This window comes from Mycobacterium sp. IDUB_39, from assembly GCF_055419205.1.
This window is the reverse complement of the sequence record NZ_JBVAXF010000007.1, coordinates 22,204-46,888: the sequence shown is the minus strand read 5'-3', so window position 1 is coordinate 46,888 and position 24,685 is coordinate 22,204. Positions and strand designations below refer to the sequence as shown.

The following is a 24,685-nucleotide window of genomic DNA, read 5'->3' as shown; positions in this document are numbered from 1 at the left end:
GTTTGTACTTGCCTCACGACGACGCCATCGGGGCGACGTGAAGTGAAGGGAATGTCCGATGGACATGGACAAGAAGCAGGCCACGAAGCGAGTTGTCACTGCGGGAATCGGCCTGGCTGCGGCGGCCCTGGTGCTCGTCGGCTGTTCCGACGACAAGGGTTCGACCACGGCGTCCAGCAGCCCGGCCGCGAGCGGCACCGGCAGCTCGGAGGTGAGCACCGGTGGCGGCGCCGAGGTCACGGTGGAGGGCAAGGACCTCGCCGGCCTCGACCTGAACTCGGTGACGTGCGTCAAGCAGGCCGGCAAGATCAATGTCGCAAGCGCACCGATCGGCGGGGGTGCGCAGGGGCTGGGCATCGTGATGACCGATGCCGACACACCGAAGGTTGAGTCGCTCGGCCTGGTCGTGGACGGCAGCGCCCTGGCGGTGTCCGAGATGGGCGGCATGAAGTCCGGTTCCGCGGACGTCGCGGTTGACGGCAGCACCTACACCATCACCGGCGAGGCGGCCGGAGCCGATATGAGTAACCCGATGGCGGGCATGATCACGAAGAAGTTCGTGATCAAGGTGACCTGTAACTGACAGGTCACTCCGCGGGCGGCGGACGTGCTCAGCACTTCCGCCGCTTTCGGTGTCTGGGCACCACCACCCGTGTGCTTCTCTGCTTCTCACGTCCGCGCCCGCTTAAGATGCAGCCGTGTCGATCCCCGACGATCTGGAGCGCGCGCGCACGCTGGCGCTGGCCGCCGACGAGATGTCGGCGAAGGACCTGCTGCTGTCACTGGGGCCCCAGATCGAGGAATCCGACCGTGACGACCACATGTTCGAGGTGCTGGCCCAACTCGGCGAGCTCTACCTCGTCCGCACGGCTTATGAGGGTGTGACGGAATCCATCCGCCGCATCCGCGACTGTCTTGCGGTGTACGCCTCGATCCTCGACGGCACCGCACCGCCGGACGTCCTCAACAAGAACACCATGGCCCTCGCCGAAATTCGGCACATGCACTGCCGCTACGCGCGGCGGGCCCAGTGCCTCGAGATCGGCCTGGCAGCCGCGCTCGGTGATCACGAGGGCGCCGCCGCGGCGCTGGGCGCACTCGACGATATGGACGCGAACGGCGACGCCGCGCTCGCCGACCTCGCCGACGAGTACGCCTACCTGTGCACCTACGCCCGCATTCTGTGCGCCGTCGCGCTGTGCGAGGACGATATGCACGTGCACTCGGTTGACCTGTGGCAGAACGTCATCGATGTCATCGAGGCCACGGCGGCGCCAACCGAGTCGACCGACAATCTATTGGTGCTCGGGTCCATCGGCTACGCCCGGTTCTGTATCGAGACCGGACGGCTGGCCGAGGCCGAGCCCTGGCTGCGCCGCGCGGGTGCCCGTGCCCAGGCCCGGGGCTGGAAGCTGGCCACCGCGAGGACGCTTCTGGAACGCGCGACGGCGACCTGGTCGCGAGGCGAACAGGTCGCCACGGAGCACCTTGTCGCCGAGGCCTATCCGGTGATCGCCGAGTACGCCAGGGCGAACGACGTGTCGAGGTGCTGGCTGTACTTCGGCCTCACCAGGATGGGCGTCGGGATGCTTGCGGCCGCCGACGAGTCCTGGGAACACGCCGAGCGCCACTGGCGTGAACTCGGCAGGCCGTTGCACATCCACCGCATCCTTCTGCAGCGCAGCTGGCTCGAGATCCTCCGCGGTCGCTACCAGGAGGCCATCGACATGGTCGAGCGGGCCCGCGCCTGCCTGGACGAGTCCCCGCGCAGCAGTTGGCTGGCGTACGCCCGGCTCGACGACCACCTCGGAACCATCTGGCGCGCAGACGCATTGGCCGACCTGGGCTTCGACGGCGCGGGCCGGCCCGACGAGGACTGGTCGACCATCGAGGCCCGGTACAGCTCCTCGCTCGGCGTCGTCGACGCCAATCAGGACAGCCCGGGATGGGATTCGGCCATGGCTAAACTGGCTCGGGCCGCTGACCTCAAACTGCCTGCCGCACTTGCGGTGGACTCCGTCCGTTACTCGATAACTGACGCTGAAGCCAGATCACAGTGGGCCGACTGCGTGTCGGCGCCCATGCTCGCCGGAGCCTTCGCCGTCGCCTGGGAGTGGGAGAACACGGCATTGACCGGTGAGCTGATCGAGTACCACAGCGCCCGAGGCACGTTCAGCGCCGAGAAACGATCCTCGGACGTGGTTGAGTGGTCCCGGGTGACGACGGCACCGGCGCCGATCAGCGACGTCGATGAACTGGCCCAGGTGGCAGCCGGCCCGGTCGTCGCCGCTGGCAGGTCGCTCACCAGGCTTGGCCCGCTACCGCCGCTGACGATGGATCCAACGGGGGTGCCGGTACTGGCCGAGTACCGCGAACTCGCGCTGTCCCGGTACGGCCAACACGTCACCACCGACGAGGCGGCCTGGTCGACGTGGCCGTGACGCAGGAGACACTCGTCCTGAGATTCGCCGACCTCGGCACGGCCACCTACGCCAGCCTGCGGTTCGTCGGCGATCCGTCGCGAACCCTCACCTGGGTGATCGAGGAACCGCTGCTGCTCGCCGCGCTCGGCGAACTCGATGCGGCGCTTCCGGAGCCGGGCACGGGGGAGTCCCTGGCCGACGCACTGTCGCGGGCGCTGGTTGCCGGGCCCTTCGCCGCGCCGGCCACCGAACTCATCGTGGCCTACCGCCTGGGTGTGCTGCTGGTGTCCGCCGCCGCGTGGCAGCTACTGGTGGAATGCGCCTCGGACCCGCGCGCCACGCTGTTCGTGTCACCGAGTGCCCGGCTGGCCCGCGTTCCGTGGGGCCTGCTCGCGCTGCCCATGGCATGGCCGGACACCGACGATCTGGTGCGGGCGAGGGCAGCGGCGGTCACGGTGCACGGCACGTCCGCGGCCGCGGTCCCGTGGCCGGATCTGGACCCGGGCGCACTCACCGAGGGCTACCGGCTGATGGAGATCGTCGACGTGGTGATGGCGGTGCCGCCGAACATCGTCAACGCGTCGCGCCCACGTGTCGGCTGGAGTCAACGGGCAGCTCGCCCACCCCTGCTGGTGCTCGATCCTCGGGTGCCGGGGCAGCGAGCGGACTCCTCGCTGGGCTCGGTCCTGGGTCGACCATCCGCGGATACCGCACTGGCACGGCACTTCTCGTCGACCCACTTCTCGGCGACAGCGTCGAGTGGGCAGGTGTTACCCGATGTGGCCGGTGTCGTCGAGCTGTTCCGGCGCACCGACGCCGACAGACACTGGCTTGCCGAGATGCTGGGCGAGGAGCCCGCCCGGCTGCTCTACGTGGGTCACGCCACCGCGGCTGAATCCGGCAGCGCAGACCAGGCGGCCATCTACCTCGCTGACGAACGGCCGCTGACCGCGGCGGACGTCATGTCCATGGCGCTTCCCGTTCCGCCGCGCGTGGCGCTTCTGGCCTGCGCGTCGGGTGGTGACTACCGCTTCGACGAGGCCACCGGGCTCGTCGCGGCGGCAGTCCTCGGCGGAGCCCAGCTGGTGACCGCCACGCTGTGGTCATTGCCCACGACGGCGGGCTACAGGCAGTTCACCGGTTCGGATGCGGACCCCATGACCGATGTCGTCATCGCCGTCGACCAGGCCCACGACGAGCAGGACGCCGCCCTGGCAGTGAACCGCTGGCAGCGGGATCAGATGCGGCGTTGGCGGTCCGGTGATCTGACGGCGAGCCCGCTGTACTGGGCCGCCCTGGTCACCTTCACCGTCGATGGGGCCCGGTGAGGTTCAGTCCGGCGACACGCAGACGGCGACGGAACTCTCATCACCCCGCCGGTAGTAGGCGTCGATCAGGCTGCCGGGCGCCACACGCTCAAGCGCGGCCTCCGGCACCAACGTCCTCTCATGCGCCGGGAACTGGCCGCCGTCAGGTCTGCGGACCATGAGGTCGAGTTCGATCTCGCAGTAGTCCTCTCGCGCGGTTCCGGTGGGGCGCATCGCGGTGACGACGCCGCGAGACCGGGTGCCGTGCCGGATCAGGTCGAGCTGTTCCCGTGTGACCAGTCCCTTGCGGACCAGCATCTGGTCGAACGCGGAACGCACCACGTCCAAATCGTCAGCCAGTGAGAGCCGTTCCCGGGCACCGGGATCGAACGCAACGAGGAGGACCACTCCTGGCCGCAGTCCAGCCGTGACCGCGTCGTTCTCCTGATGTCTCAGGCGGCCCACGAACTTCTGACCCGTCACGCTCTCGACCTCGACCATGATGAAGTCGGCCACCGACCGCACCGTGCCGATGGCCACCGATGCCACTGCATCGGGTTCGGTGCGTGGGACGCGGCGACGCTCGCGTGAGCCCCGGAGGACCGGCGCAAACACACTCGTGCCAATGGCAGCACAGACCAGGACTACGAGCAGGGTGACCACGGTGACGGACATGTTTGAGATCGTCGCCCGCGCACTGCGCTACCGAACCCAACTTCTCGCGGTGCCTCTATCCTGGTCGGATGAGTACGGGGCATCTGGCGAGGCCGCTCGCGGTCGCCATGCCACGGCGCGCCGTGATCGACCAGGCCTGGCACGCGATCGGGCCGGGCGTCGAGGTGCTCAGCGGTATCGACGGGGGACCGTTGCGCCGGACCGTCAAGCGCATCCTGGACCCCCTGGTCCTTCGGTTGCGATCGAACCCGCAGTTCTCGGTCCCGGTGCTCACCGCCGACGAGGCCGCCGCGATGGTCGAGGTGATCATCGATCACGCACCCCAACTCCGTTGCACAGCAGCCTGGTTCGCTCTCTTGAAGGCGCATCGGCGGCGGCTGCGGATCACCACCGGCAATGCGCAGGAACTGTACTTCCCGGTGTGTTTCGAACTCGCTGTCACCGAGGGTGTTCCGCCCCAGCACGATGACGAGGCGGCACAGGCCGCAGAGGCGGTACTGCGCCGGATTCACGACGACCGGGACCGCACCGCCGTCGAGGTGCTCAACCGGTACGTCGAGGACCGGGACGTGATCGATGCCCTCACGCGCCAACTCGACCGTAGCTGGCAGGACGTGCGCCCGTCGGACACCATTGCCGGCCCCTTCCTGGCCGGCCTGACCACCGTTTTGGGCCCCGCCGACCGGCATGCCGCCCGGGTCGCGCGCCAACGTGTGTGGTCGGCGCTGATCGCCGACGCCACACCCTTCAACCTCGGCGCGCGGGCGCGTATCGCCTCCGGCGGATTGCCGTGGTCGATTGTCGAACTCGGGCTCAGTTCGACAGAACCGCAGGTGGCCCCGGAGGTGTGCAGCGGCGCCGAGGGTGCCCGTCCGCTGGATCGCAGCGTGGTGGACCGGTTGCGCGCCACGTTGCGCCGTGGGCTCGACCACGACGAGCTTCCCGACATTCCGGCACTGTGCGCAGAGGAGGTCGACCGGGCCTGTGCGCCGTGGGGCCTGCTGTCCGAGGACAAGCAGGCAACGCTGGTCGCGGGCATGGAATTGGCGGGAGACCTGACACCACTGAGTGAGCAGGTATCAACCAGATACGAACTGGGACACACGATTGCGGCCAGGCTCCGCAAGGAGGCCTACGTGCTGCACGCCCGGCGCTACCTCGCCGACGGTGATCCCCTGCACCCCAGGCAGCGTCAGGTGGTGGATGACCTGCGCGCATTCGGCAGGCCCTACCTGAGCAGGCTGTGGGCCAGGCTGCACGGGCGCGACGTCTGGCAGGAACCCTGCGACGATGTCGACGATGTGCGGGCGCTGCTCGAAGGCGTCGCCCGATCGGTAAGCCTCGATCACCGTCAGCGGATCAAGACAATGCTCGAACTCGAGGTGGCGCTGTGAGAATCGTCGCCGACGGCGGTCTGTGGAGCACCGGGCCCACGGTAGCCGACGCCCCTGAGGTCGCGGTGCTCGAGCTGGCCGGCGCGGTGCTGGCCTGGACGGTCGATGACCCCGCCGGTGCCGCCGCGACCCGCATCACGTTCACGGATGCGACTGCCGCCGAATGGCTTTGGCGGCTGGTCGGGACAACCGGGCACGCGAGGCTGCTGGACGCCCTCGACGGCCGCGATCCGGGTTCCCCGATTGACCTGCCCGGCATCGAGGTGGCGGCCGAGGCGATCCTGCCGCTGCGGCGCATCGCGCTCGGGCACTGGGCTCGCAGATGGTGGCCGGTGACGCTGCGTGACGGCATCGTGGGTCTCGACCCGGCCATCCTCGACGCCGAACTGGCCGTGCTGACCGCGCAGGCGCAGGAGTTCCTCGACGGTGACGCCATGGACGGTGACGTCACCGGGCTGCTGCGGCGGCACCGGGCGGCGCTGCTGCACCATCGCCGTGGTGGTGACCCGCGGGTGGTCGCGATAGTCGATGCGGCCGTCGAACTCGCCGATGAGGTCGGGGCGTGGGACGCGGGGGATCTGCTGGTCGTGCCCGATACCGCGACATCGGAGCGGGCCGACTATGCGCTGGCCGCAGGCACCGGGCCGGCGCAGTCCACACCGCTGGCGGTGGCCAGCGGCGTCCAGTCGTTGAACTGGGTGTCGGTGCCTCCCGGCGTTTTCGACGCAGCTGACGACACCGTCGACTGGCGCGTCGAGGCCGTTGGCTCGACCGCGGTGGCGACGGTGCGGGTCGCGACGATCGGTGCCACACCTGCCACCGACATCGGCGTACACCTGCGGTCTGGTGAGCTGAGTGCCGCGGGCGTACTGGATGCCGACGGCGCGGCGCGCCTCGAGATCGTCGACGCCGCTGAGGTGTCACTCACCGAGGGCCGTGCCTGGAACCATGACTGGGCGCCCACGAGCGTGACGATCGGGGCGGATCTCGGTGACTCGCCGGAGGCGGCACAGGCGCGCCATCGAATCCGCGAGTACGCCAGGTCCCGGTTGCAGCGGCCGGCATCCGACGCCTTCCTCGCCGAGATCCTGGCCGCCGAATCCGACTACTGATCTCTCATTTGGCCGCGGCCGCAATCGTGGGTGCGCCATGAATCGGAGGTCCGACGGGTAGCGGAAGAGACTGCCTGGGCACGCCGGGAGTGCCGATCTGGCCGGCCAGCCACGGCAGCGCATCCGCGAACGCCTTGGCGGCGAAAGGCCAGTCGTGCTTGCCCGGTTGTGAGACGACGGCGCAGTCGATGCCGTTGCTGCCGCCAAGGCCGCACAGCGAGTCCGCGGCGGTGGCCTGATCGTTGGTGCGCGACGCCGCGTCACGTCCGCCGAGGCCGTTGGCATTGTTGACGTTGACCACGGCGGGTGTCGCGGATGCGGCGGAGGCGTCGTTGACAGAGAAGAGCCCTGCGGTGTTGGCGTATCGGCCGTGGCGCGTCATGACCGTCGTGGGGTCGAAGGCCGCGTAATTGGCCGCGCTACCACCGAACAGGCGCTCGATGGTCTGGGCTTTGGTGCCGGAGTTCGGGCTGAGATCGCCCGCGATGTCCTCGAACGCACTGAACATCTCGGGGTGCATCACCGCCAGATCAACGGCACATGTCCCGCCCATCGACCAGCCCACGATGCCCCAGTTGGCGCGGTCGGCACTGACGCCGTAGGTGTCCTCCATGAACGGCACGACGTCCTTCGTCAGGTGGTCGGCGGCGTTTCCGCGGCTGCCGTTGACGCATTCGGTGTCGTTGTTGAACGCGCCGCCGGAGTCGACGAACACCAACACCGGGGCATTGCCCGCGTGTCTTGCCGCGAAGTCGTCCATCGTCTTGATCGCATTGCCCGCGCGCAACCAGTCCGCGGGCGTGTTGAACTCGCCGCCGATCATCATGAGCGTCGGTAGCGCGGCCGGCGGATCCGAGGCGAACCATACGGGCGGCAGGTACACGAGTTCACCGCGGTGCTTGAACCCCGATGCCGTCGAACTGATGTTGACGGGGACCACCGAGCCGCGGGCCGGGATCTTGCGTGCGTGCTGCATCGCCACCACGGTCGCCTGGTCCGTTTGGTCCGGTAGTGGTCCCGCTGTGAGCTGGTTCCATGCGGTCTGCACGGTGGGGAAGTAGCCCACCCACAAGTTCAGCGCCAACGCGGTGCACACCACCGACAACGGGACGGCCAGGACGGAGACGCCACGTCGCCACCAACGGGCGTCGCGCCACCCGGCGACCAGCACGATCAGTGCCGCCCCGCTGACGGTGGTCCAGATCCACAGCAACTTGGGCGCCGGATCACCCGCGAGTCCCTCTGATGACACGTATCCGTACGTGACAGCGGTCAGGGCCAGGCCGGCGCCGATCGCCGTCGGCAGCCACGCCAGCCGCCATCTTCGGCTGCGCCAGCCGACCGCCGCGACCAACACGACCACCGTGACCACCTGCACCGCCAGCGGCAACCAGCCGTGCATCAGCGAAAGATGTTGCAGGCGAAACGATCCTGCCGGGTCTGCCAGAAGGGTCGCGGCGATCGTCGTTGAGGTCGTCACAGATTCATCGTTGTTGCCGATCCTGTAAACAGGCTGTGAATTGGCAGCCGGTGGGCTGGGGCAGGGTCAGCGTGGCTTGGCGAGCGGGAACGGCAGCGTCTCGCGGATGCTGCGCCCGGTGATCAGCATGACCACGCGGTCCACGCCGACACCGAGTCCGCCGGTCGGCGGCATCGCGTACTCCATCGCCTGAAGGAAGTCCTCGTCGAGTTCCATGGCCTCAGGATCACCGCCCGCGGCGAGCAGCGACTGCTCCTGCAGGCGCCTGCGTTGTTCCACCGGGTCGGTCAGCTCGCTGTAGGCGGTGCCGAGTTCGACACCCCACGCCACCAGGTCCCAGCGTTCGGCCACGCCGGGAAGGCTGCGGTGCGGTCGCGTCAGTGGTGACACCGACGTCGGGAAGTCCTTGTAGAACGTCGGGCGCTCGGTCTGCCCCTCCACTAGGCGCTCGTACAACTCGAGCACGACGGCCCCGGCGTCCCAGTGCGTCAGGTACGGCACGCCGGCGCCGTCGCACAGCGTCCGCAGCCTGCTCAGGTCGGTACCCGGGTCGATCTCCTCGCCGAGGGCCTCGGACACCGCGCCGTGCACGGTCTTGACCGGCCACGGACCAGAGATGTCGACGGCCTGCAGCGTGCCGTCGGTGTTCCCGGGACGCATCACCACCTGGCTGCCGTTGGCGGCCTCGGCAGCGTTCTGGATCAGCTCGCGGCAGCCGTCGACCCACACGTTGTAGTCGGCATGCGCCTGGTAGGCCTCCAGCAGCGTGAACTCGGGGTTGTGGCTGAAGTCAACGCCCTCGTTGCGGAATGCGCGGCCGAGTTCGAAGACCCGCTCCACACCGCCGACGCAGAGCCGTTTGAGGTAGAGCTCAGGTGCGATTCGCAGATACAGGTCGAGGTCGTAGGCGTTGATGTGCGTCATGAAGGGTCGCGCGTTCGCGCCGCCGTGGATCTGCTGCAGGATCGGCGTCTCAACCTCCAGGAAACCCTTGCCGACCAACGTCTCCCGGATCGAGTGCAGAATCCGGCTACGGGCGGTGATCAGATCACGTGACTCGGTGTTGATGGCCAGGTCGACATAGCGGGTCCGGACCTTGGCCTCGGGATCGGTGAGCCCCTTCCACTTGTCGGGAAGCGGGCGTAGGCACTTACCGTTCAGGCGCCAGTGGTCCACCAGCAGTGACCGGGCGCCGGATCGGCTGGCGCCCATCGTGCCCGTGACCTCAATCAGGTCGCCGAGGTCGATCGCGTTGGTCACGTCCGCGGTGCTGCCCTCGGTCATCCGCGAGCTGTCGAACAGGAGCTGAACCTCGCCCGACCAATCCCGCAGCTGGGCGAACAACACCCCGCCGTAGTCCCGTAACCGCAGTACGCGGCCCGCGACGCTGACGCTCGCGTCATCGGTGTCGACGGCCTCGGCGATCGTGTGGCTCGGTGGCCGGCCCACTGGATAGGCATCAATACCATTGTCCTGCAATGACTTCAGCTTGGACATCCGCACGCGGACCTGTTCGGGCAGCCGCGGGGCGCCGTCGCTGCCGTCGTCGCCGTCGATCGTGATGGTGCCGAGGTCGGGGGTGCTGCCATCGTCGTGGAGCAGGCCCGTCTTGGCCAGGTTCTCGGGCACCGAGGAGTGGTGGCCGGTGTGCTGCTTATCGCGCCGACTGAACGGCAGCACCAGGAATCCCTCGGCGATGACGGAGGCGACTCCGACGCGCGGGATGAGGCGGGCGTCCTCGTAGCAGGCGAACCGGGGAACCCACTCGGGTTGGTACTTCATGTTCGACCGGTACAGCGTCTCCAGCTGCCACCAGCGGGAGAAGAACACCAGCAGGGCACGCCACAGTCGTGCCACCGGACCCGCGCCGAGCTGCGCGCCCTCCTCGAAGGCCGACCGGAACATCGCGAAGTTGAGCGAGATCCGGCTGATGCCGATCTCCTCGGCCTGCAGGCACAGCTCGCTGACCATCAACTCGTTGGTGCCGTTGGGGGACTGGGGTGATCGCCGCATCAGGTCGAGTGAGACGCCGTTGGTGCCCCACGGGACCAGCGACAGCATTGCGACGACGGTGGCCTGATCGCCTTCGCCCTGAATGGCCTCGGCGAGCAGGCAGTCGCCGTCGGCTGGATCGCCCAACCGGCCCAGCGCCATGGAGAATCCGCGCTCGGTCTCGGTGTCGCGCCACGCGTCGGCCCGCTCGATGACATCGCTCATCTCCTGTGCCGTGAGATCGCGGTGCCGGCGCATCCGCACGGTGAGGCCGGCCCGCCGGGCCCGCGTGACCGCCTGCCGAACGGGCTTCATATCGGGGCCGGACAGCTTGAAACCGTCGGGGTGCAGGATCGCCTCGTCGCCGAGTTCGAGCGCATTGAGTCCCGCGTCGCGGAACGCTTGCGCGGCAGCCGCACTCGCGCCCATAACACCCGGCGCCCAGCCGTAGGACTGGCACAGCTTCAGCCAGGCGGAGATGGCTCCCGGCCATGCCTTGGGGTCGCCGACCGGGTCACCGCTGGCCAGGCAGACGCCCACCTCCACGCGGTAGGTGATCGCCGCGCGCCCGTTCGGCGCGAACACCACCGACTTGTCGCGGCGCGTGGCGAAGTAGCCCAGCGAGTCGTTCTTGCCGTACAGCGCCAGCAGACCGCGGATCGCGGATTCGTCCTCGCCGGTGAGCGCGTTCTCTGCACGCTGGGACCGGAACAGAACGATCGCCGCGATGACGAGTGCGACCGCCCCGAACAGGCCGAGCAGCGCATTGACGAAGACGTGGGGGTGCTGCCCGTCAAACGCGCCCGCATCGACACCGGCGAAGGCGACGACGCGGTTGGCGGCATAGAGCAGCCGGTAGTCGCGCTCGAGTGTGCCGGGGAAGAGCTCCAGCAAGCCCCAGCCGACCAGAATTCCCAACCCCATACCCGCCAGCAATGTTGCGGCGGCCTTGATCAGTGCGCCGCGACGGACCTTCGCCCAGAACTCACGGCGCGCCAGAACGAGGAACGCGATCGCCGCGACGTGGAATGCCAGGCCGATGACCTCGCCGATCTCGTCCATGACCGGCTCGTCGCCGGCGATCAGGTCGGCGATGTTCACGCCGATGGCCGACACCATGTAGAGAACGAGGATCCACCAGCCGATCCGTTTGCGGGCTGCCAGTGCCGCCGCCAGCAGCGCCAGCACCACCGCCCACGCGAAGCTGGTGTCCGGGAAGTTGAACAGGTAGTCGTTGACGAACTCGCGCGGAATCCTGATGATCCACCGGATCAACGGGGACACGCTGGCGATCAGAGACAGCGTGGCGATGACGCCCACGGTCCAGCCCGCTGCGGCGGGGACCCACCAGTACGTCGAACGCCTATCGTGTCGTACCGCGGTCAGGGTCATAGGCCGCGAGGATATTCGGTCAGACCGTGAAATGGTGCGAGTGAGGAGGTGGCGCGCCTACCAGACGGGACCAGTGAACTTCTCGCCCGGACCGTGGCCCGGCTCGTCGGGCACGGCGCTTGCCTCACGGAACGCGAGCTGCAGCGATTTCAGCCCATCACGGACGGGGCCGGCATGCAGGCCCAGGTACTCGACCGAGGCCTGCACCAGGCCGGCCAGCGCTGTGATGAGGCGTCTGGCCTCGTCGAGATCGCGATGCGGGCTCTCGTCGGGATCCTCCGCCGACAAACCGAGCTTCTCCGCGGCTGCGCTCATCAACATGACTGCTGCCCGGGTGATCACCTCGACGGCGGGAATCTCTGCCAGCTCGCGAGTTGGCAGGTCGGCTGCCGGATCGGACGGTTCGGGTGCATCGCTCATGCCTGATATGCTGGCATGCGCGACCGTCCCGGCGTACGCCAGGACAGCAAGTGGAGTCCCACTCCCACCGTTGACCGTACAGGTTCAGCGGTCCGGTCACGGGTATCGAAAGATGCCCGTTCTGCGTAGCGCGCAGACGGCTTCGGCCGTGATCGGTCGGCATTGGGCCCTGCATCTAGCAGGGCTTTCCCCATTTTTGGGGGTGCTGACGTTGCGGGCCTCCTCTAAGACGACATAGGAGGCCCCATCAGCACTGAGACACGCATCAACGAGCGCATTCGCGTACCTGAAGTTCGCCTGATCGGACCGGGCGGTGAACAGGTAGGGATCGTGCGCATCGAAGATGCACTCCGCGTTGCCGCTGACGCCGATCTCGATCTCGTCGAAGTAGCTCCAGACGCCAAACCACCGGTTTGCAAGATCATGGACTACGGCAAGTTCAAGTACGAGACGGCTCAAAAGGCACGCGAGTCTCGCAAGAACCAGCAGCAGACCGTCGTCAAGGAACAGAAGCTGCGACCGAAGATCGACCCCCACGACTACGAGACCAAGAAGGGTCACGTAGTCCGCTTCCTCGAGGCGGGGTCCAAGGTCAAGGTCACCATCATGTTCCGCGGACGCGAGCAGTCGCGACCCGAGTTGGGCTACCGCCTTCTGCAGCGCTTGGGCGCCGATGTGGCCGATTACGGCTTCGTCGAGACGTCAGCGAAGCAGGACGGCCGCAACATGACGATGGTGCTGGCGCCGCACCGCGGCGCGAAGACTCGCGCCAAGGCCGCGCACGATGCAGACGCACCGACGCCGCAGCGGGCAAGCGCGCAGCCCGAAAGCGCGCCGCCCGAAAGCGCGCCGCCTGCCGAAGCACCACCGACCGAAACACCATAGAACTGAGGACAACATGCCCAAGGCCAAGACCCACAGCGGCGCATCGAAGCGATTCCGCGTCACCGGTAGCGGCAAGATCGTGCGCCAGAAGGCCGGCAAGCGCCACCTGCTCGAGCACAAGGCGAGCAAGCGCACCCGTCGTCTCGACGGCCGTACGACCGTCGCTGCCAACGACACCGCCCGCGTCAAGAAGATGCTGAACGGCTGACTTTGCCTGTGCGGCCGAACACGGCCCTGACCTGACCCGATCGAGATAGGAACCTCCAATGGCACGCGTGAAGCGCGCACTCAACGCCCAGAAGAAGCGGCGTACCATCCTCAAGGCCTCCAAGGGCTACCGCGGCCAGCGCTCGCGGCTGTACCGCAAGGCCAAGGAGCAGCAGCTCCACTCCCTGAACTACGCCTACCGCGACCGTCGTGCTCGCAAGGGTGAGTTCCGCAAGCTCTGGATCTCGCGCATCAATGCCGCGGCCCGCGCCAACGACATCACCTACAACCGGCTGATCCAGGGCCTCAAGGCCGCCGGCATCGAGGTTGACCGCAAGAACCTCTCCGAGATCGCCATCAGCGATCCGGCTGCGTTCACCGCGCTGGTCGAGGCGGCCAAGGCCGCCCTGCCCGAGGATGTCAACGCACCGACCGGTGAGGCCGCCTGAGCAACACCGAAGGGGCATTGACCGAACGTTCCGCCCGGGTGGCGGCGGCGGTCAAACTGCACCGACACGTAGCACGTCGCCGCGCCGCACGCTTCCTGGCCGAGGGGCCCAACCTCGTTGAGGAAGCGCTGCGGCGCGGTTTCGTCGTGGAGGTGTTCGCCACCGACGATGCGCTTGACCGGTTCGGCGCGCTCCTGGCCGACGCACCGGTGCACCGCGTCACCGACCGTGCCGCAAAGGCGTTGTCCGACACCGTCACACCCGTGGGCCTGGTGGCGGTGTGCACGATGCCCCAGCCCCAGCTGGCCGACGTCCTGGCTGACGGGCCACAACTGGTTGCCGTCGCCGTCGAGACCTCCGAGCCGGGTAACGCGGGCACCCTGATCAGGCTGGCCGACGCCATGGGCGCCGACGCGTTGGTGCTCGCCGGAAACGGCGTCGACCCGTACAACGGGAAGTGCCTACGGTCCTCTGCGGGAAGCATTTTCGCGCTTCCGGTGCTGTCGGACCCGGACACCGCGGGCGTCATCGCCGCATTGCGCGGTGTGGGCCTGCAGGTGCTCGCGACCACACTGGACGGCGAGACCTCACTGGAGGACGCTGATCTGGCGCGACCGACGGCGTGGCTGTTCGGCTCGGAGGCCCATGGTCTCGCACCCGAGGTCGCCGCGATGGCCGACGCGCGCGTGCACATCCCCATGCGCGGGGGAGCGGAAAGCCTGAATGTGGCTGCCGCAGCGGCGATCTGCCTGTACGAGAGTTCCCGCGCTAGTCGCTGAGCAGCCCCCGCGCCACGTGGGTTATCTGCACCTCGTTGCTGCCGGCGTAGATCATGAGCGATTTGGCGTCCCTGGCCAGTTGCTCCACCCGGTACTCAGTCATGTAGCCGTTGCCGCCGAAGAGCTGGATCGCCTCCATCGCCACGTCGGTGGCCGCCTGGGAGCAGTACCACTTCATCGCCGAGGCCTCCGGCAGCGATATCGATACGCCCTTCTGCGCTGCCTCGATGACGCGGAACAGCATGTTGCGCACGTTCATCCGGGCGACCTCCATGGTCGCCAGCTTGAGCTGGATCAGCTGGAACTGGCCGATCTCCTTGCCCCAGAGGGTGCGCTCCTTGGCGTAGGCGACCGACAGACGCAGGCACTCCTCGATGACCCCGAGCGCCATGGCCGCCACGCCGATTCGCTCCGACGAGAAGTTCGACTTCGCGCTGTCGCGGCCGTCACCTGACTTGTTGTCCTCGGTCTCGCCGAGCAGCCGGTCGCGACCGAGTCGCACATTGTGGAAGAACAGCTCACCGGTGCGTGAGCTGTGAATCCCCATCTTGCGGAACGGCTTCGACTGCTCGAACCCCTCCATGCCGCGGTCCAGGACAAAGGTGAGCACCTTGCGGTTCCGCTTGTCCGCAGGTTCAATTCCCCGGTCGCTTCGCTCCTGCCCGCCGGCGTCGCCCTCGTCGAGCTTGGCGTAGACCACCACCACGTCGGCGTCGGGGCCGTTGGTGATGAACGTCTTCTGCCCGTTGAGGATGTAGTCGTCACCGTCGCGCACCACATAGGACTTCATGCCGCCGAACGCATCCGAACCGGCATCGGGCTCGGTGATCGCCCAGGCGCCGATCTTCTCGTAGGTCACCAGTCCCGGCAGCCAGCGTTCCTGCTGGGCCAGGGTGCCGCGTGAGGCGATGGTGGGCACGGTCAGGCCAAGGCTCACGCCGATACCGGTGACGACTCCCATGCTGACCCGGCACAGTTCGCTGACCAGAACGAAACCCATTCCGGCCTGATCGCCACCCCCGCCGAACATCCCGCCCGAGGAGGATGAGGTGGAGGTCTCGCCGCTGCGGAGCTTGGCTAGTCGACGCTCGAGCGATTCCTTGGCCATCACGTCGATACCGAACGTGGAGAACAGCTTTCGGATGATGGGGTACGGCGCCATCTCGCCGCTCTCGAGGTCGTCGACGTGCGGACGAATCTCCTTGTCGACGAAGTCGCGAACGGCGTCGCGTACGGCAATGTCGACGTCGGACCATTCGAGCATGTATCAAGCTGCCTTTCGTTGCCGGTTGCGGGCGGGGCGCAGACCGCTGAGGGAGAACGTGGTGTGTACCAGGGATCCCGCCCGTTCGAACAGTGACCGCGGTCGCGGCACATAGTGCATGGGAAGGTCGCGGCGCTCCCGCGGCGGGGCGGTGAAGCCCGGCGCCTCGACCAACGGCGCGTCCTGGGGCAGCCGGCCCTCGGCCCGCCGGTACGCCGCCAGTGCCCGCGGGTGCAATCGAACCTCCTCGGGAACGGCGACGAACGCGATCTCGACGAGCTTGCCGAACAGTCTCAGCACCACCTCGTCGCTCGGTGTCCAGCGCATTCCCGCCTTCTCGCGGACGACCGGGTCGAACAGCCCCGCGGCGATCCAGCGCTGGCTGGCCACAAGGGGTTTGAACATCTGGTCCCAGACGGGCGTCGGCATCAGAACGAAGCGGGGCTTGGGAATCCGGATGGTGAAGATGTCGAGCGTGGCCCGGTTGATCTCGAGGTCGTCACGGCACGTGCGTTCCCAGTACTCGCAGAACTCCTCCCACGTCTGCGGGACCGGACGCATGCTCATGCCGTACATGCGGTACCACTGCACGTGCTCGTCGAAGAGTTGCCGCTTCTCGGCCTCGGTGAGTCCGCCGCAGAAGTACTCGGCGCACTTGATGATCATCATGAAGAACGTGGCGTGTGCCCAGTAGAACGTGTCGGGGTCCAGGGCGTGATAGCGCCGCCCCGTCGCGTCGACGCCCTTGATGGTGTCGTGGTAGCCCCGGATCTGTGCACCGGTCTGGGCGGCTCGGTCACCGTCGTACACGACGCCCATGATCGGGTACACCGAGCGGGCGACGCGCTGCAGCGGCTCGCGCAGCAGGATCGAGTGGTCCTCGACGCCCGCGCCCAGCCCGGGATACATGTTCTGGATGGCTCCGATCCACACGCCCATCATTCCGGTGCGCAGGTCGCCGAAGTACTTCCAGGTGAGGGAGTCGGGGCCCAGGGGATCCTGGGCGTCAACCGCATTGTGAGGGACGCCGGCGTGCTCGGCGGCGTGGATCTTCGTTGATCTCGGGGCGTTCCTGGTCATGGTGTCCTCGCTGAGTGCCAGCCATGGTTGTTCCGCCACGATATTCGTGACAACGCACGTTGTCCACGATTGCGGGCGCGTCGGACCGCAACTGTTATCTTGCCGCGACCGGCGAAGGGACTTCACCGTCGTCTCCACTTGAAGCGCTGCTTCGTGGGGTGACGATGGAGCGGTTTGGCGAACCATTTGATGGCTGTGTCATGGCACACGCAACCCGCTACTGCTGGGCCGCGTAGATTCTTTGAGGCTCAATCCGAGCACCTAACGCAGCAGTCAACGAAAGCCATCATGTCCGAGGATCAGAACACAGACATTCCACCGAATCACCTCTCCATCGATCCGCGCAGCCCCTTCTACAGCGAAGAAGCTCTCCGCCGCGACGTGGGAATTCGCTTCAATGGCATCGAGAAAACCAACGTTCACGAATACAACGTGGCCGAAGGTTGGGTGCGTGTTGAAGTCCCTACCGCAAAGGATCGCCGCGGAAATCCCATGGTCGTCAAGCTCACTGGCACGGTCGAACCTTATTTCCGCTGAGCAAAATCGCGGACGTCCCTGAATTTCTGGCGCGGCTGTCAGGCGGCCCCGGCGGTCAGCCTGTGGCTCGAGGGGGTGGGGATCCGACGAGACTCACGTCCGGACGAGAGTCCTGAAAATGGACACGACCGTGAGACGGAGTCGAGTGGGCTCGACGATTGTGTGTTCTCGGGGCGGCGCGCAGCAGAACACGCCGTTCAGCAGTCCCTGTCACACCCTGACGGTGGGATGTGGTCCATGGCACGTCAAGATCGGTGACCAGCGACTTGTCGCTGTAGGGGTGTGACCTCTGACATCGTCGTTGCCGCTCATTCGAGCGGGCACCTAGGGTGGCGCTGTGGATGCCGAATCGTTCGAGGAGCGATCCGGTGGGCTGGATGACGCAGCTTCGGACCCAGGGGCTCGGCATCTCGACTCCGGTTACGGCGCCAAGGGGCCGCTGGGGTGGCTGAAGGCCACCAACCACAGTCCCGGCGTGGTCGCCTTCGTCCGGCGTGCGCGCCGCGCGCTTCCCGGCGATCCGGATTTCGGCGATCCGCTGTCGGCCTCCGGTGTGGGTGGCCCCCGCGCCGCCGCGCGGGCGGCCGACCGGCTTCTGGACCGTGATGCGGCGTCGCGCGAAGTCAGCCTTGGGGCACTGCAGGTATGGCAGGCCCTGACCGAGCGGGTGTCCGGCCAGCCAGCCAACCGCGAGGTGACCCTGGTCTTCACCGATCTGGTCGGGTTCTCCGACTGGGCGCTCGGCGCAGGCGATGACGCCACGCTGCGACTGTTGCGTCGGGTCGCCCAGGTCATGGAGCCCCCTCTGCTGGCTGCAGGCGGGCAGATCGTCAAGCGGATGGGCGACGGCACCATGAGCGTGTTCGCCGATCCCGCGACGGCGGTCGGAGCCGTGCTCGCCGCCATGGAAGCTGTCAAAGGTGTTGACGTGGGCGGTCATACGCCGCGCGTACGGGCAGGAGTGCATACCGGACGGCCGCAACGGATCGGTTCGGACTGGCTCGGTGTCGACGTCAACATCGCCTCACGCGTCATGGACCGGGCGACCCGGGGCGGGCTCGTGGTGTCCGGTGCAACGTTGGAGCGGATCTCGGCGGAGGAGTTGGACTCGCTGGGCATCTCCGTCAAACGTGTTCGCAAGCAACTGTTCTCGCAAAAGATCGCCGGCGTCCCCGAGGATCTCGTCATGTACTGGGTGAAGTCGCGTCGCGACTCGCCAGACGATGGTGCCGACGTGGCGACGCAGCCCGGCATATAGACATCTGCGCAAATTCTGTTTTCCGCCCGAACGTGTGCTGGACATGCGAACATGTCTTGAATTGCGTCGATAGCAGCAAACATCAGTGCGGCTCGTTCAGGTCCGCGGTGAGGAGCGACGGATGAGTTGGGCGATGACAATCCGCAGCACGATGGCGAGAACGGCTGTGACCGCCGCGCTCGTGGCCGCGGCTGCGACCGGTGTGGATGTTCCGGCGAACGCAACGTCCGGCCCCGCCGTTCCGACTGGGCCGGACGATCCGGCCTGCATGGTGACGCCCTGGTATCCCCAGTGTCTGGGCGGCCCCTATGTCCCGCCGGCAAGTCCGACGGATCCGTCGTGTGCCATTCAGCCCGATGACCCGGTGTGTCAGGGTCCGGACGCACCGCCGCCGCCCGCTGCTCCTTCGTTCCTGCCTCCTGCGCCGCCGCCCGTGGTCCCGCCCCCGCCGGTGGTGCCCCCGCCCATAGCGCCACCGCCAATCGTGGCCCCGCCGGCGATGCCCGGAGCCATATAACTCGAGGCGCCACTCAGCACTTCAGGCCGACGTGGACGATCGTCACGCTCTGGGTGTTGGGTATGCCAGTCAGGGGATTGCCCGACGGCAGCGGGTTGGTCGTGACGGGGCTCACCGAGGTTATGGAGCACTGGTCCAGCGAGCCGGCTCCCACCTTGTTCACGACCACCCGGTTGCCATCGGCCTGCAGGCGGGCAATGGTCTCAGTCGCCGAGGAGCCCGACGGGGCCGCAGCGGCTGTCCCGGCGCCCAGAGTGATTGCCGCGGCGACGCCGATGGCGCCGACCGTTGCCGACATTGCGATTCGTTGAAGCCTCATCATGATCTCGTCTCTTGTGTTGATGAATTATTCAGTGACACTTCAAGGTTAAGTTCCGGTGAACACTTGGTGCAACGAGTTCATATGGCGTGCATATTATTTCGGTTCACATCCGAGATCAGATCTTTGGAGTACACGACGCCACCCAGCGCGGCGCCGAGTGGAAGGACTCGGCACCGCGCTGGGTGGGTGGCTGGCGGGGAACGCGGTCAGGTGACTATCAACGCGCGTGGTCCAAGCTGTCGATGGACGTCGCCGTGACGCGAAGCGGTGTCGCACTGGGGATGTCGTAGAAGACTCCGATGACCTCGAGTTCTCCCCGCCGGTGGGCGTCGGCGACCTGGGGGTGCCGGGACAGCACCTCGACCTGGGTTGCGACGTTGACCATGCTGAGTTGGTCGACGGTGCTGAATCCGGCTCGCGCCGCGTCCCTCGCGAGGGGATGACGCCCGTCGTCGAACGCGGACACTGTAGGTGCTCCATTGGCGAGCCAGTCGTGCAGATGCTGTTCGCCGGGGCCGTCCGGTGCGCCGCCCGCGAGGAGTGCGTTCATCGCTCCGCAGCTGGAGTGCCCGCACACCACGATGGAGGAGACACGGAGTTTCTCCACGGCGAAAGCGATCGCGGCCTCGATCGACGGGTCACTCTGGTGGGCAGGCACCAGGTTCCCGACGTTGCGGACCGTGAACAGGTCTCCCGGTCCGCTACTCGTGATGACATTGGGCAGGACGCGGGAATCCGCACAGGTGATGAACAGCGTCTCGGGACGCTGCGCATGCGCGAGTTTCTCCATGTGCGGTCGCAGATGCGGCGCAGTCCTGCGCTGGTACACGGATAGTCCCTTCAGCACCGAGGCTGGTGAATCACTCTTGGGCTGTGGGTCTTTCGATGGCGCATCCTGCCACGCACTCCACGGCATGACCCCGGAACGTGAGTCCAATCCCTGGATCTCGCGCACTGGCGGACCGGTCAGCGCACTGCCCATCTCGACCGAGCCGAGCTGGCGGATGTCGACGGTGCCCCCGGTGGCGCAGTGCTGACGTCGCCAGTCCTCGATTGCCTCGTGGGCGGCGTGGTCGAGGAAGTCGACGGACAGCTCGACGGTGGCCTTCGCGCCGGGTGGCACGGAGGCGAGCACGCCGGTCAGCCGCGGCAACGACAGGAAGCTGCACGATCCCTCGATGATGACGCGCCAGGTGCTCTCGTCGTCGGACTCGGCATTGATGCGAGTCCGTACGACACGCCAAACGGTCAGCGCGATCGACAGGGCCAACCCGAGAAGGACTCCCTCCAGCAGATTGAGGAAGACCACCCCCACGATGGTGACCACATAGACAGCGATGTCGCCGGTCTTGCGTGCGGTCTCGATGTGGGCGCGTTTGATCAGCTGAACGCCGATCATGATCAGCAGGCCCGCCAATGCCGGCATGGGGATCATCTCGGCCATCCACGCGAACGGCAGCGCGAAGATGAGGACCCAGACGCCGTGCATGATGGCCGAGGCTCGGGTCCTCGCGCCCGCGCTCACATTCGTTGAACTGCGCACGATGACGCCAGTGATCGGCAGACCGCCGAGCGTGCCCGACGCGATGTTCGCCGCGCCCTGACCGAGCAGCTCCCGGTCGAAATTGGTACGAGGCCCGCTGTGCATGCGGTCGACCGACACCGCAGAGAGCAGGCTTTCCACGCTCGCGATCAATGCGACGGTCAGCACACCGACAGCGAATGCGCCCCAGTTGCCGTCCGGCAGGCTCGGCAGCGCTATGGCGTCGAGCAGTGATCCGTCCAACTGAACGCGGTCCACGTCGAACGGAAGAAGCAGCGACAACAACGTCGCCACCACGATCGCGACCAGCGGACCGGGCAACCTGCCGAGCGTTCCGGGCACCCAGCGCCAGCCGATCAGAATCGCGATGACCAGTACGCCAATCAGTGCCCCGGGAGCGCTCACGTTCAGAACCTGGTCCGGTAATTCGGTGACGTTGCGCCACGCCGAACTCTGCGCTTGACCCCCGAGCATCACGTGCACCTGTTGCAGTGCGATCGTGAGCCCGATGCCGGCCAGCATGGCGTGCACGACGACCGGTGAGATGGCCAGCGCGGCCCGTGCCACGCGCGAGAGTCCGAACAGCACCTGCAGAACGCCCGCGGCGACCGTGATGGCGCACGTGACCTTCCAGCCGAACTGCGCGACGAGCCCCGCCACCACCACCGTGAGACCTGCGGCAGGGCCACTGACCTGCAGCGGTGAGCCGCCGAGCGCACCCGCGACGATGCCACCCACCACTGCCGCGATCAGCCCCGCCAGCGCGGGTGCACCCGATGCGATGGCGATTCCAAGCGACAGGGGTAGTGCGACCAGGAAGACCACCAGGGATGCCGGCAGGTCGTAGCGCAGCAGTGGACCCATCCGCCGGGAAAGCGCATCCCAGTGTCCCGGCTCGTTGGCGTCGCCAACTCGTGCCTTCTGAAGAATGTCGAACTCCTGACGTGTGTGACACACGACACCCACGGGTGCCGTTTGTCGATCTGAAATAGATTGCAGAGCAGCGGCTTATGTCATTGCAGACGCCAATTGCTAAGCGCGAGAGTATTTATCGTTCAGAGGCATGGTCAAGGAAGATCGAGGAACGCATAGAGGATGCAAATGAAGTCGCGATTCGTGTTGCGGTGGTCACAGCATTCGTCGATATCGGTGGCGACGGACGGGCCACGGAACGCCGCTAATTATGTTGAATGGCAATGAAATAGCGTGATGTCGCAACACTCGAGCGGGATGGTCGATCGTAGGAGCTGTCGCGGAAGATTCTGAGAATCGCCTATGAACTCCGTGACAGCTACGTGTGTGATTCGGACAATCGAGTCATGACGACGATGTCGATCAATCCCAGATCACAACAGCGAAGACCAGCGATCCTTGGCCAGCTTCCTCCAATCCGCCGAGCCGACGGAACACCGATCCGCGTCCTGCTCGTCGATGACGAACGCGCGCTGACCAATCTCGTGAAGATGGCGCTGCACTATGAGGGGTGGACCGTCGAGACCGCGCACGACGCCCGCGACGCGATCGAGAAGTTCGCGACGGTGGAACCCGACATCCTGGTGCTCGACATCATGCTGCCCGACCTCAACGGACTGCAGATCCTGGAGCGCGTCCGCGCCGCCCACGCCTACACGCCGGTGCTGTTCCTGACGGCTCGCGACTCGGTCACCGACAGGGTCACCGGGCTGACCGCTGGTGCCGACGACTACATGACCAAGCCGTTCAGCCTGGAGGAACTCGTCGCACGGCTGCGTGGGCTTCTCCGCCGGGCAGGGGACACCGCGCCGCTCGACGACGAGACGCTGCGCGTCGGGGACCTGCGGCTCGACGGCGCGAGCCGCGAGGTGATCCGCGGCGACGACCGTATCGAGCTGACCGCCACCGAGTTCGAACTGCTCCGCTATCTGATGCGCAACCCGCGGCGGGCCTTGAGTCGTGAGGAGATCCTCGAACACGTGTGGAACTACTCCTTCGGCGGCCGCACCAGCATCGTCGACCTGTACATCTCCTACTTGCGGAAGAAGGTGGACGCCGGTCGAGAGCCGATGATTCACACCGTCCGCGGCGTCGGATACCAACTGCGTCCCGGGCAGTGAAGCGGACGCGCACCAGCCCGTGGTGGCGCCCTCGAACTCTCAGCAGGCAGTTGATGTTCGGTGTGTCGGCGTTGGTCACCGTGGTGGTTCTGGGAATGGGTGCGCTGTCGATCTACGGCATGCGCGCCTGTGTCGACGCGATGAGTGACGCCTCTATCGCGCACTCACTGGCGGCTTTCGAGCACGCGTTCACCGCGCAGGAGGCCACGACCGTCACGGCTGACCCGTTGGAGCTCACGCGGTTCACCGGGCAGGCCCCGGGCACCGTCATCGCGGTAATGCGCGGCGATGAGGTCGTGGGCTCGGCGATGTTCGAGGAGGACGGGCCGATGCGGGCACCGGACGCGGTGCTCGACGTCCTCGATTCGCTGAGCTGGTCCGACTACAGCCCGCGGACCGTCGACTTCGGCTACCTCGGCAGCTACCGCGTCGCCAGTACCGACGTCGGCCACGGCCAGCGGTTGATCTCCGCGGTGTCGCGCGGCGCGGGGAATGAGGCGATCGCCAGCCGGACCGTTGCCGTCGCGCTCACCGCGGTGGCCGCCGCGCTGTTGGCCGCCTTGGGCACCGTGGTGCTGGTCCGTCAGGCGTTGCGCCCGATGCGCCGGGTGGCGGCCACCGCGGCGCGGGCGGCCAGTCTGCCGCTGGCCGACGAGGACCACCGCATCACGACGCGCGTGCGGCGGGCCGACTCCGACCCGGACAACGAGGTCGGCATCGTTGGGGAGACGCTGAATCGGCTGCTCGCCAACATCGACTCGGCGCTGGCCTCGCGCGCCGAGTCCGACCGCCGGATGCGGCGCTTCCTCACCGATGCCAGTCATGAGCTGCGAACCCCACTGGCCTCGATTCAGGGGTATGCGGAACTGACCAGGCAGGACGGGGGAGAGCTGCCGGCCACCACCGAGTACGCGCTGGCCCGCATCGAATCGGAATCGCGCCGGATGAGCGCCCTCGTCGGTGACATGCTGCTGCTGTCGCGCCTCGAGGAGGGGCAGGGACTGGACGTCGAGCGCCTCGACCTCTGTGAGGTGGTCGCCGACGTCATCAACGACGTCGCCGTGACCGCGCCCGACCACCGATTCGCGGCCGACCTGCCCGATGGCCCCGTGTGGATCCGCGGCGACCGCGCGCGCCTGCACCAGATCGTCGGCAACCTGCTGACCAACGTCCGCATCCACACCCCGGCAGGCGTCACTGTGACGACGGCCCTGCGGGTTCATCTCAGCCAAGCGGAGTCATACGTGGAACTCACCGTCACCGATGACGGACCCGGCATCGACCCCGACGTTCTCCCCGACGTGTTCGGTCGCTTCGTCCGGGCCAGCACGACCGAATCCCGGGAGATGAACAACGCTGGGTTGGGTCTGGCGGTGGTCGCGTCCATCACCGAGGCCCACGGTGGCAGTGTTGGGGTCGAATCCCGCCCCGGCCACACCCAGTTCCGCGTCCGCCTGCCCGCATTGGGGCAGCGGAACGCGCTGGTGGACGCCTCGACCCAGTGTGAGCGCCACGCCGCCGACGGTTGAGCATCAAGGGTATCGCGGGTCACACCT

At 67.1% G+C, this 24,685-nt stretch carries 22 protein-coding genes; 13 read left to right on the top strand and 9 right to left on the bottom strand.

What is annotated here, in order from left to right:
- Positions 1–64 precede the first annotated feature (64 nt).
- The 3 genes from ACZY0X_RS24645 to ACZY0X_RS24635 all read left to right on the top strand — a co-directional run bounded on the left by ACZY0X_RS24645 (position 65) and on the right by ACZY0X_RS24635 (position 3,751).
- Positions 65–583 carry a lipoprotein LpqH gene (locus tag ACZY0X_RS24645; RefSeq protein ID WP_241405630.1) on the top strand — a complete coding sequence of 173 codons (519 nt, stop codon included), beginning with the start codon at positions 65–67 and terminating at the stop codon, positions 581–583.
- A 115-nt stretch (positions 584–698) separates the two neighbouring features.
- Entirely contained in the window at positions 699–2,441 is a 1,743-nt protein-coding gene (locus ACZY0X_RS24640) for a hypothetical protein (protein ID WP_463774175.1), read from the top strand.
- On the top strand, positions 2,432–3,751 hold the full coding sequence (locus ACZY0X_RS24635) for a CHAT domain-containing protein (protein ID WP_463774173.1): 1,320 nt from the start codon (positions 2,432–2,434) through the stop codon (positions 3,749–3,751). Before ACZY0X_RS24640 ends, ACZY0X_RS24635 begins: the two co-directional genes overlap by 10 nt.
- Positions 3,752–3,754: 3 nt before the next feature.
- Here ACZY0X_RS24635 and ACZY0X_RS24630 read toward each other — a convergent pair whose 3' ends face one another.
- Entirely contained in the window at positions 3,755–4,405 is a 651-nt protein-coding gene (locus ACZY0X_RS24630; RefSeq protein ID WP_463774171.1) for a hypothetical protein, read from the bottom strand.
- A gap of 68 nt (positions 4,406–4,473) precedes the next feature.
- On the opposite strand from ACZY0X_RS24630, the gene ACZY0X_RS24625 reads away from it, so the two are divergent.
- Positions 4,474–5,799 (top strand): hypothetical protein, encoded by a 1,326-nt coding sequence (locus ACZY0X_RS24625; RefSeq protein ID WP_463774170.1) that lies wholly within the window; start codon positions 4,474–4,476, stop codon positions 5,797–5,799.
- The gene (locus tag ACZY0X_RS24620; RefSeq protein ID WP_463774168.1) at positions 5,796–6,911 is read left to right on the top strand and encodes a hypothetical protein; all 1,116 of its coding nucleotides are present in this window, start codon (positions 5,796–5,798) and stop codon (positions 6,909–6,911) included. Before ACZY0X_RS24625 ends, ACZY0X_RS24620 begins: the two co-directional genes overlap by 4 nt.
- Before the next feature lie 4 nt (positions 6,912–6,915).
- Here ACZY0X_RS24620 and ACZY0X_RS24615 read toward each other — a convergent pair whose 3' ends face one another.
- From ACZY0X_RS24615 to ACZY0X_RS24605, 3 genes are all read right to left on the bottom strand, one after another.
- On the bottom strand, positions 6,916–8,391 hold the full coding sequence (locus ACZY0X_RS24615; protein ID WP_463774167.1) for an alpha/beta hydrolase: 1,476 nt from the start codon (positions 8,389–8,391) through the stop codon (positions 6,916–6,918).
- A gap of 66 nt (positions 8,392–8,457) precedes the next feature.
- Positions 8,458–11,775, bottom strand: a complete 3,318-nt coding sequence (gene lysX / locus ACZY0X_RS24610) for a bifunctional lysylphosphatidylglycerol synthetase/lysine--tRNA ligase LysX (RefSeq protein ID WP_463774166.1) — start codon at positions 11,773–11,775, stop codon at positions 8,458–8,460.
- A gap of 57 nt (positions 11,776–11,832) precedes the next feature.
- Positions 11,833–12,195 carry a DUF1844 domain-containing protein gene (locus ACZY0X_RS24605; RefSeq protein ID WP_463774164.1) on the bottom strand — a complete coding sequence of 121 codons (363 nt, stop codon included), beginning with the start codon at positions 12,193–12,195 and terminating at the stop codon, positions 11,833–11,835.
- A gap of 246 nt (positions 12,196–12,441) precedes the next feature.
- On the opposite strand from ACZY0X_RS24605, the gene infC reads away from it, so the two are divergent.
- Genes infC through ACZY0X_RS24585 form a run of 4 tightly spaced genes read left to right on the top strand, consistent with a single transcriptional unit; the run spans position 12,442 to position 14,515 of the window.
- A complete protein-coding gene (infC, locus tag ACZY0X_RS24600; protein WP_463774563.1) occupies positions 12,442–13,080 on the top strand; it encodes a translation initiation factor IF-3 in 639 nt (212 codons plus the stop codon).
- A gap of 13 nt (positions 13,081–13,093) precedes the next feature.
- Positions 13,094–13,288: a 50S ribosomal protein L35 gene (rpmI, locus tag ACZY0X_RS24595; protein WP_241404987.1), complete on the top strand. Its 195-nt coding sequence runs from the start codon at positions 13,094–13,096 to the stop codon at positions 13,286–13,288.
- A gap of 58 nt (positions 13,289–13,346) precedes the next feature.
- Entirely contained in the window at positions 13,347–13,736 is a 390-nt protein-coding gene (gene rplT, locus ACZY0X_RS24590; protein ID WP_241404988.1) for a 50S ribosomal protein L20, read from the top strand.
- Positions 13,737–13,774: 38 nt separating this feature from the next.
- Positions 13,775–14,515: a TrmH family RNA methyltransferase gene (locus ACZY0X_RS24585; RefSeq protein ID WP_463774561.1), complete on the top strand. Its 741-nt coding sequence runs from the start codon at positions 13,775–13,777 to the stop codon at positions 14,513–14,515.
- Here the strand turns inward: ACZY0X_RS24585 and ACZY0X_RS24580 are convergent.
- Both ACZY0X_RS24580 and ACZY0X_RS24575 read right to left on the bottom strand, forming a co-directional pair.
- Complete coding sequence (locus ACZY0X_RS24580; protein WP_463774162.1) at positions 14,505–15,779, bottom strand: acyl-CoA dehydrogenase family protein; 1,275 nt, start codon at positions 15,777–15,779, stop codon at positions 14,505–14,507. The two genes, ACZY0X_RS24585 and ACZY0X_RS24580, sit on opposite strands and share 11 nt — an antisense overlap.
- Before the next feature lie 3 nt (positions 15,780–15,782).
- Entirely contained in the window at positions 15,783–16,859 is a 1,077-nt protein-coding gene (locus tag ACZY0X_RS24575) for an oxygenase MpaB family protein (protein WP_463774161.1), read from the bottom strand.
- 288 nt (positions 16,860–17,147) lie between these two features.
- On the opposite strand from ACZY0X_RS24575, the gene ACZY0X_RS24570 reads away from it, so the two are divergent.
- Both ACZY0X_RS24570 and ACZY0X_RS24565 read left to right on the top strand, forming a co-directional pair.
- The gene (locus ACZY0X_RS24570) at positions 17,148–17,396 is read left to right on the top strand and encodes a DUF3297 family protein (protein WP_463774159.1); all 249 of its coding nucleotides are present in this window, start codon (positions 17,148–17,150) and stop codon (positions 17,394–17,396) included.
- Positions 17,397–17,733: 337 nt separating this feature from the next.
- Positions 17,734–18,654, top strand: a complete 921-nt coding sequence (locus tag ACZY0X_RS24565; RefSeq protein WP_463774158.1) for an adenylate/guanylate cyclase domain-containing protein — start codon at positions 17,734–17,736, stop codon at positions 18,652–18,654.
- Positions 18,655–18,750: 96 nt separating this feature from the next.
- On the opposite strand, the gene ACZY0X_RS24560 is transcribed toward ACZY0X_RS24565, so the two are convergent.
- From ACZY0X_RS24560 to ACZY0X_RS24550, 3 genes are all read right to left on the bottom strand, one after another.
- Complete coding sequence (locus ACZY0X_RS24560) at positions 18,751–18,924, bottom strand: hypothetical protein (RefSeq protein ID WP_463774157.1); 174 nt, start codon at positions 18,922–18,924, stop codon at positions 18,751–18,753.
- Positions 18,925–19,184: 260 nt separating this feature from the next.
- Positions 19,185–19,469 (bottom strand): hypothetical protein, encoded by a 285-nt coding sequence (locus tag ACZY0X_RS24555; protein WP_463774156.1) that lies wholly within the window; start codon positions 19,467–19,469, stop codon positions 19,185–19,187.
- Positions 19,470–19,710: 241 nt separating this feature from the next.
- Positions 19,711–21,900: a SulP family inorganic anion transporter gene (locus ACZY0X_RS24550; protein ID WP_463774560.1), complete on the bottom strand. Its 2,190-nt coding sequence runs from the start codon at positions 21,898–21,900 to the stop codon at positions 19,711–19,713.
- A gap of 455 nt (positions 21,901–22,355) precedes the next feature.
- Here ACZY0X_RS24550 and ACZY0X_RS24545 point away from each other — a divergent pair, with 455 nt between their 5' ends.
- Positions 22,356–23,129, top strand: a complete 774-nt coding sequence (locus ACZY0X_RS24545; RefSeq protein WP_463774154.1) for a response regulator transcription factor — start codon at positions 22,356–22,358, stop codon at positions 23,127–23,129.
- Between the two features lie 53 nt (positions 23,130–23,182).
- On the top strand, positions 23,183–24,658 hold the full coding sequence (locus ACZY0X_RS24540) for a sensor histidine kinase (protein ID WP_463774153.1): 1,476 nt from the start codon (positions 23,183–23,185) through the stop codon (positions 24,656–24,658).
- Positions 24,659–24,685 lie beyond the last annotated feature (27 nt).

Excerpts from the sequence above, each read along its gene's own strand:
- rplT (WP_241404988.1), top strand. The coding sequence starts at position 13,347 with ATGGCACGCGTGAAGCGCGCACTCAACGCCCAGAAGAAGCGGCGTACC.
- lysX (WP_463774166.1), bottom strand. The coding sequence starts at position 11,775 with ATGACCCTGACCGCGGTACGACACGATAGGCGTTCGACGTACTGGTGG.
- ACZY0X_RS24580 (WP_463774162.1), bottom strand. The coding sequence starts at position 15,779 with ATGCTCGAATGGTCCGACGTCGACATTGCCGTACGCGACGCCGTTCGC.
- ACZY0X_RS24540 (WP_463774153.1), top strand. The coding sequence starts at position 23,183 with ATGTTCGGTGTGTCGGCGTTGGTCACCGTGGTGGTTCTGGGAATGGGT.
- ACZY0X_RS24605 (WP_463774164.1), bottom strand. The coding sequence starts at position 12,195 with ATGAGCGATGCACCCGAACCGTCCGATCCGGCAGCCGACCTGCCAACT.
- ACZY0X_RS24545 (WP_463774154.1), top strand. The coding sequence starts at position 22,356 with ATGACGACGATGTCGATCAATCCCAGATCACAACAGCGAAGACCAGCG.
- ACZY0X_RS24630 (WP_463774171.1), bottom strand. The coding sequence starts at position 4,405 with ATGTCCGTCACCGTGGTCACCCTGCTCGTAGTCCTGGTCTGTGCTGCC.
- ACZY0X_RS24550 (WP_463774560.1), bottom strand. The coding sequence starts at position 21,900 with ATGGGTCCACTGCTGCGCTACGACCTGCCGGCATCCCTGGTGGTCTTC.
- ACZY0X_RS24575 (WP_463774161.1), bottom strand. The coding sequence starts at position 16,859 with ATGACCAGGAACGCCCCGAGATCAACGAAGATCCACGCCGCCGAGCAC.
- rpmI (WP_241404987.1), top strand. The coding sequence starts at position 13,094 with ATGCCCAAGGCCAAGACCCACAGCGGCGCATCGAAGCGATTCCGCGTC.
- ACZY0X_RS24555 (WP_463774156.1), bottom strand. The coding sequence starts at position 19,469 with ATGTCGGCAACGGTCGGCGCCATCGGCGTCGCCGCGGCAATCACTCTG.
- ACZY0X_RS24570 (WP_463774159.1), top strand. The coding sequence starts at position 17,148 with ATGTCCGAGGATCAGAACACAGACATTCCACCGAATCACCTCTCCATC.
- ACZY0X_RS24645 (WP_241405630.1), top strand. The coding sequence starts at position 65 with ATGGACAAGAAGCAGGCCACGAAGCGAGTTGTCACTGCGGGAATCGGC.
- ACZY0X_RS24625 (WP_463774170.1), top strand. The coding sequence starts at position 4,474 with ATGAGTACGGGGCATCTGGCGAGGCCGCTCGCGGTCGCCATGCCACGG.
- ACZY0X_RS24560 (WP_463774157.1), bottom strand. The coding sequence starts at position 18,924 with ATGCAGGCCGGATCGTCCGGCCCAGTCGGAACGGCGGGGCCGGACGTT.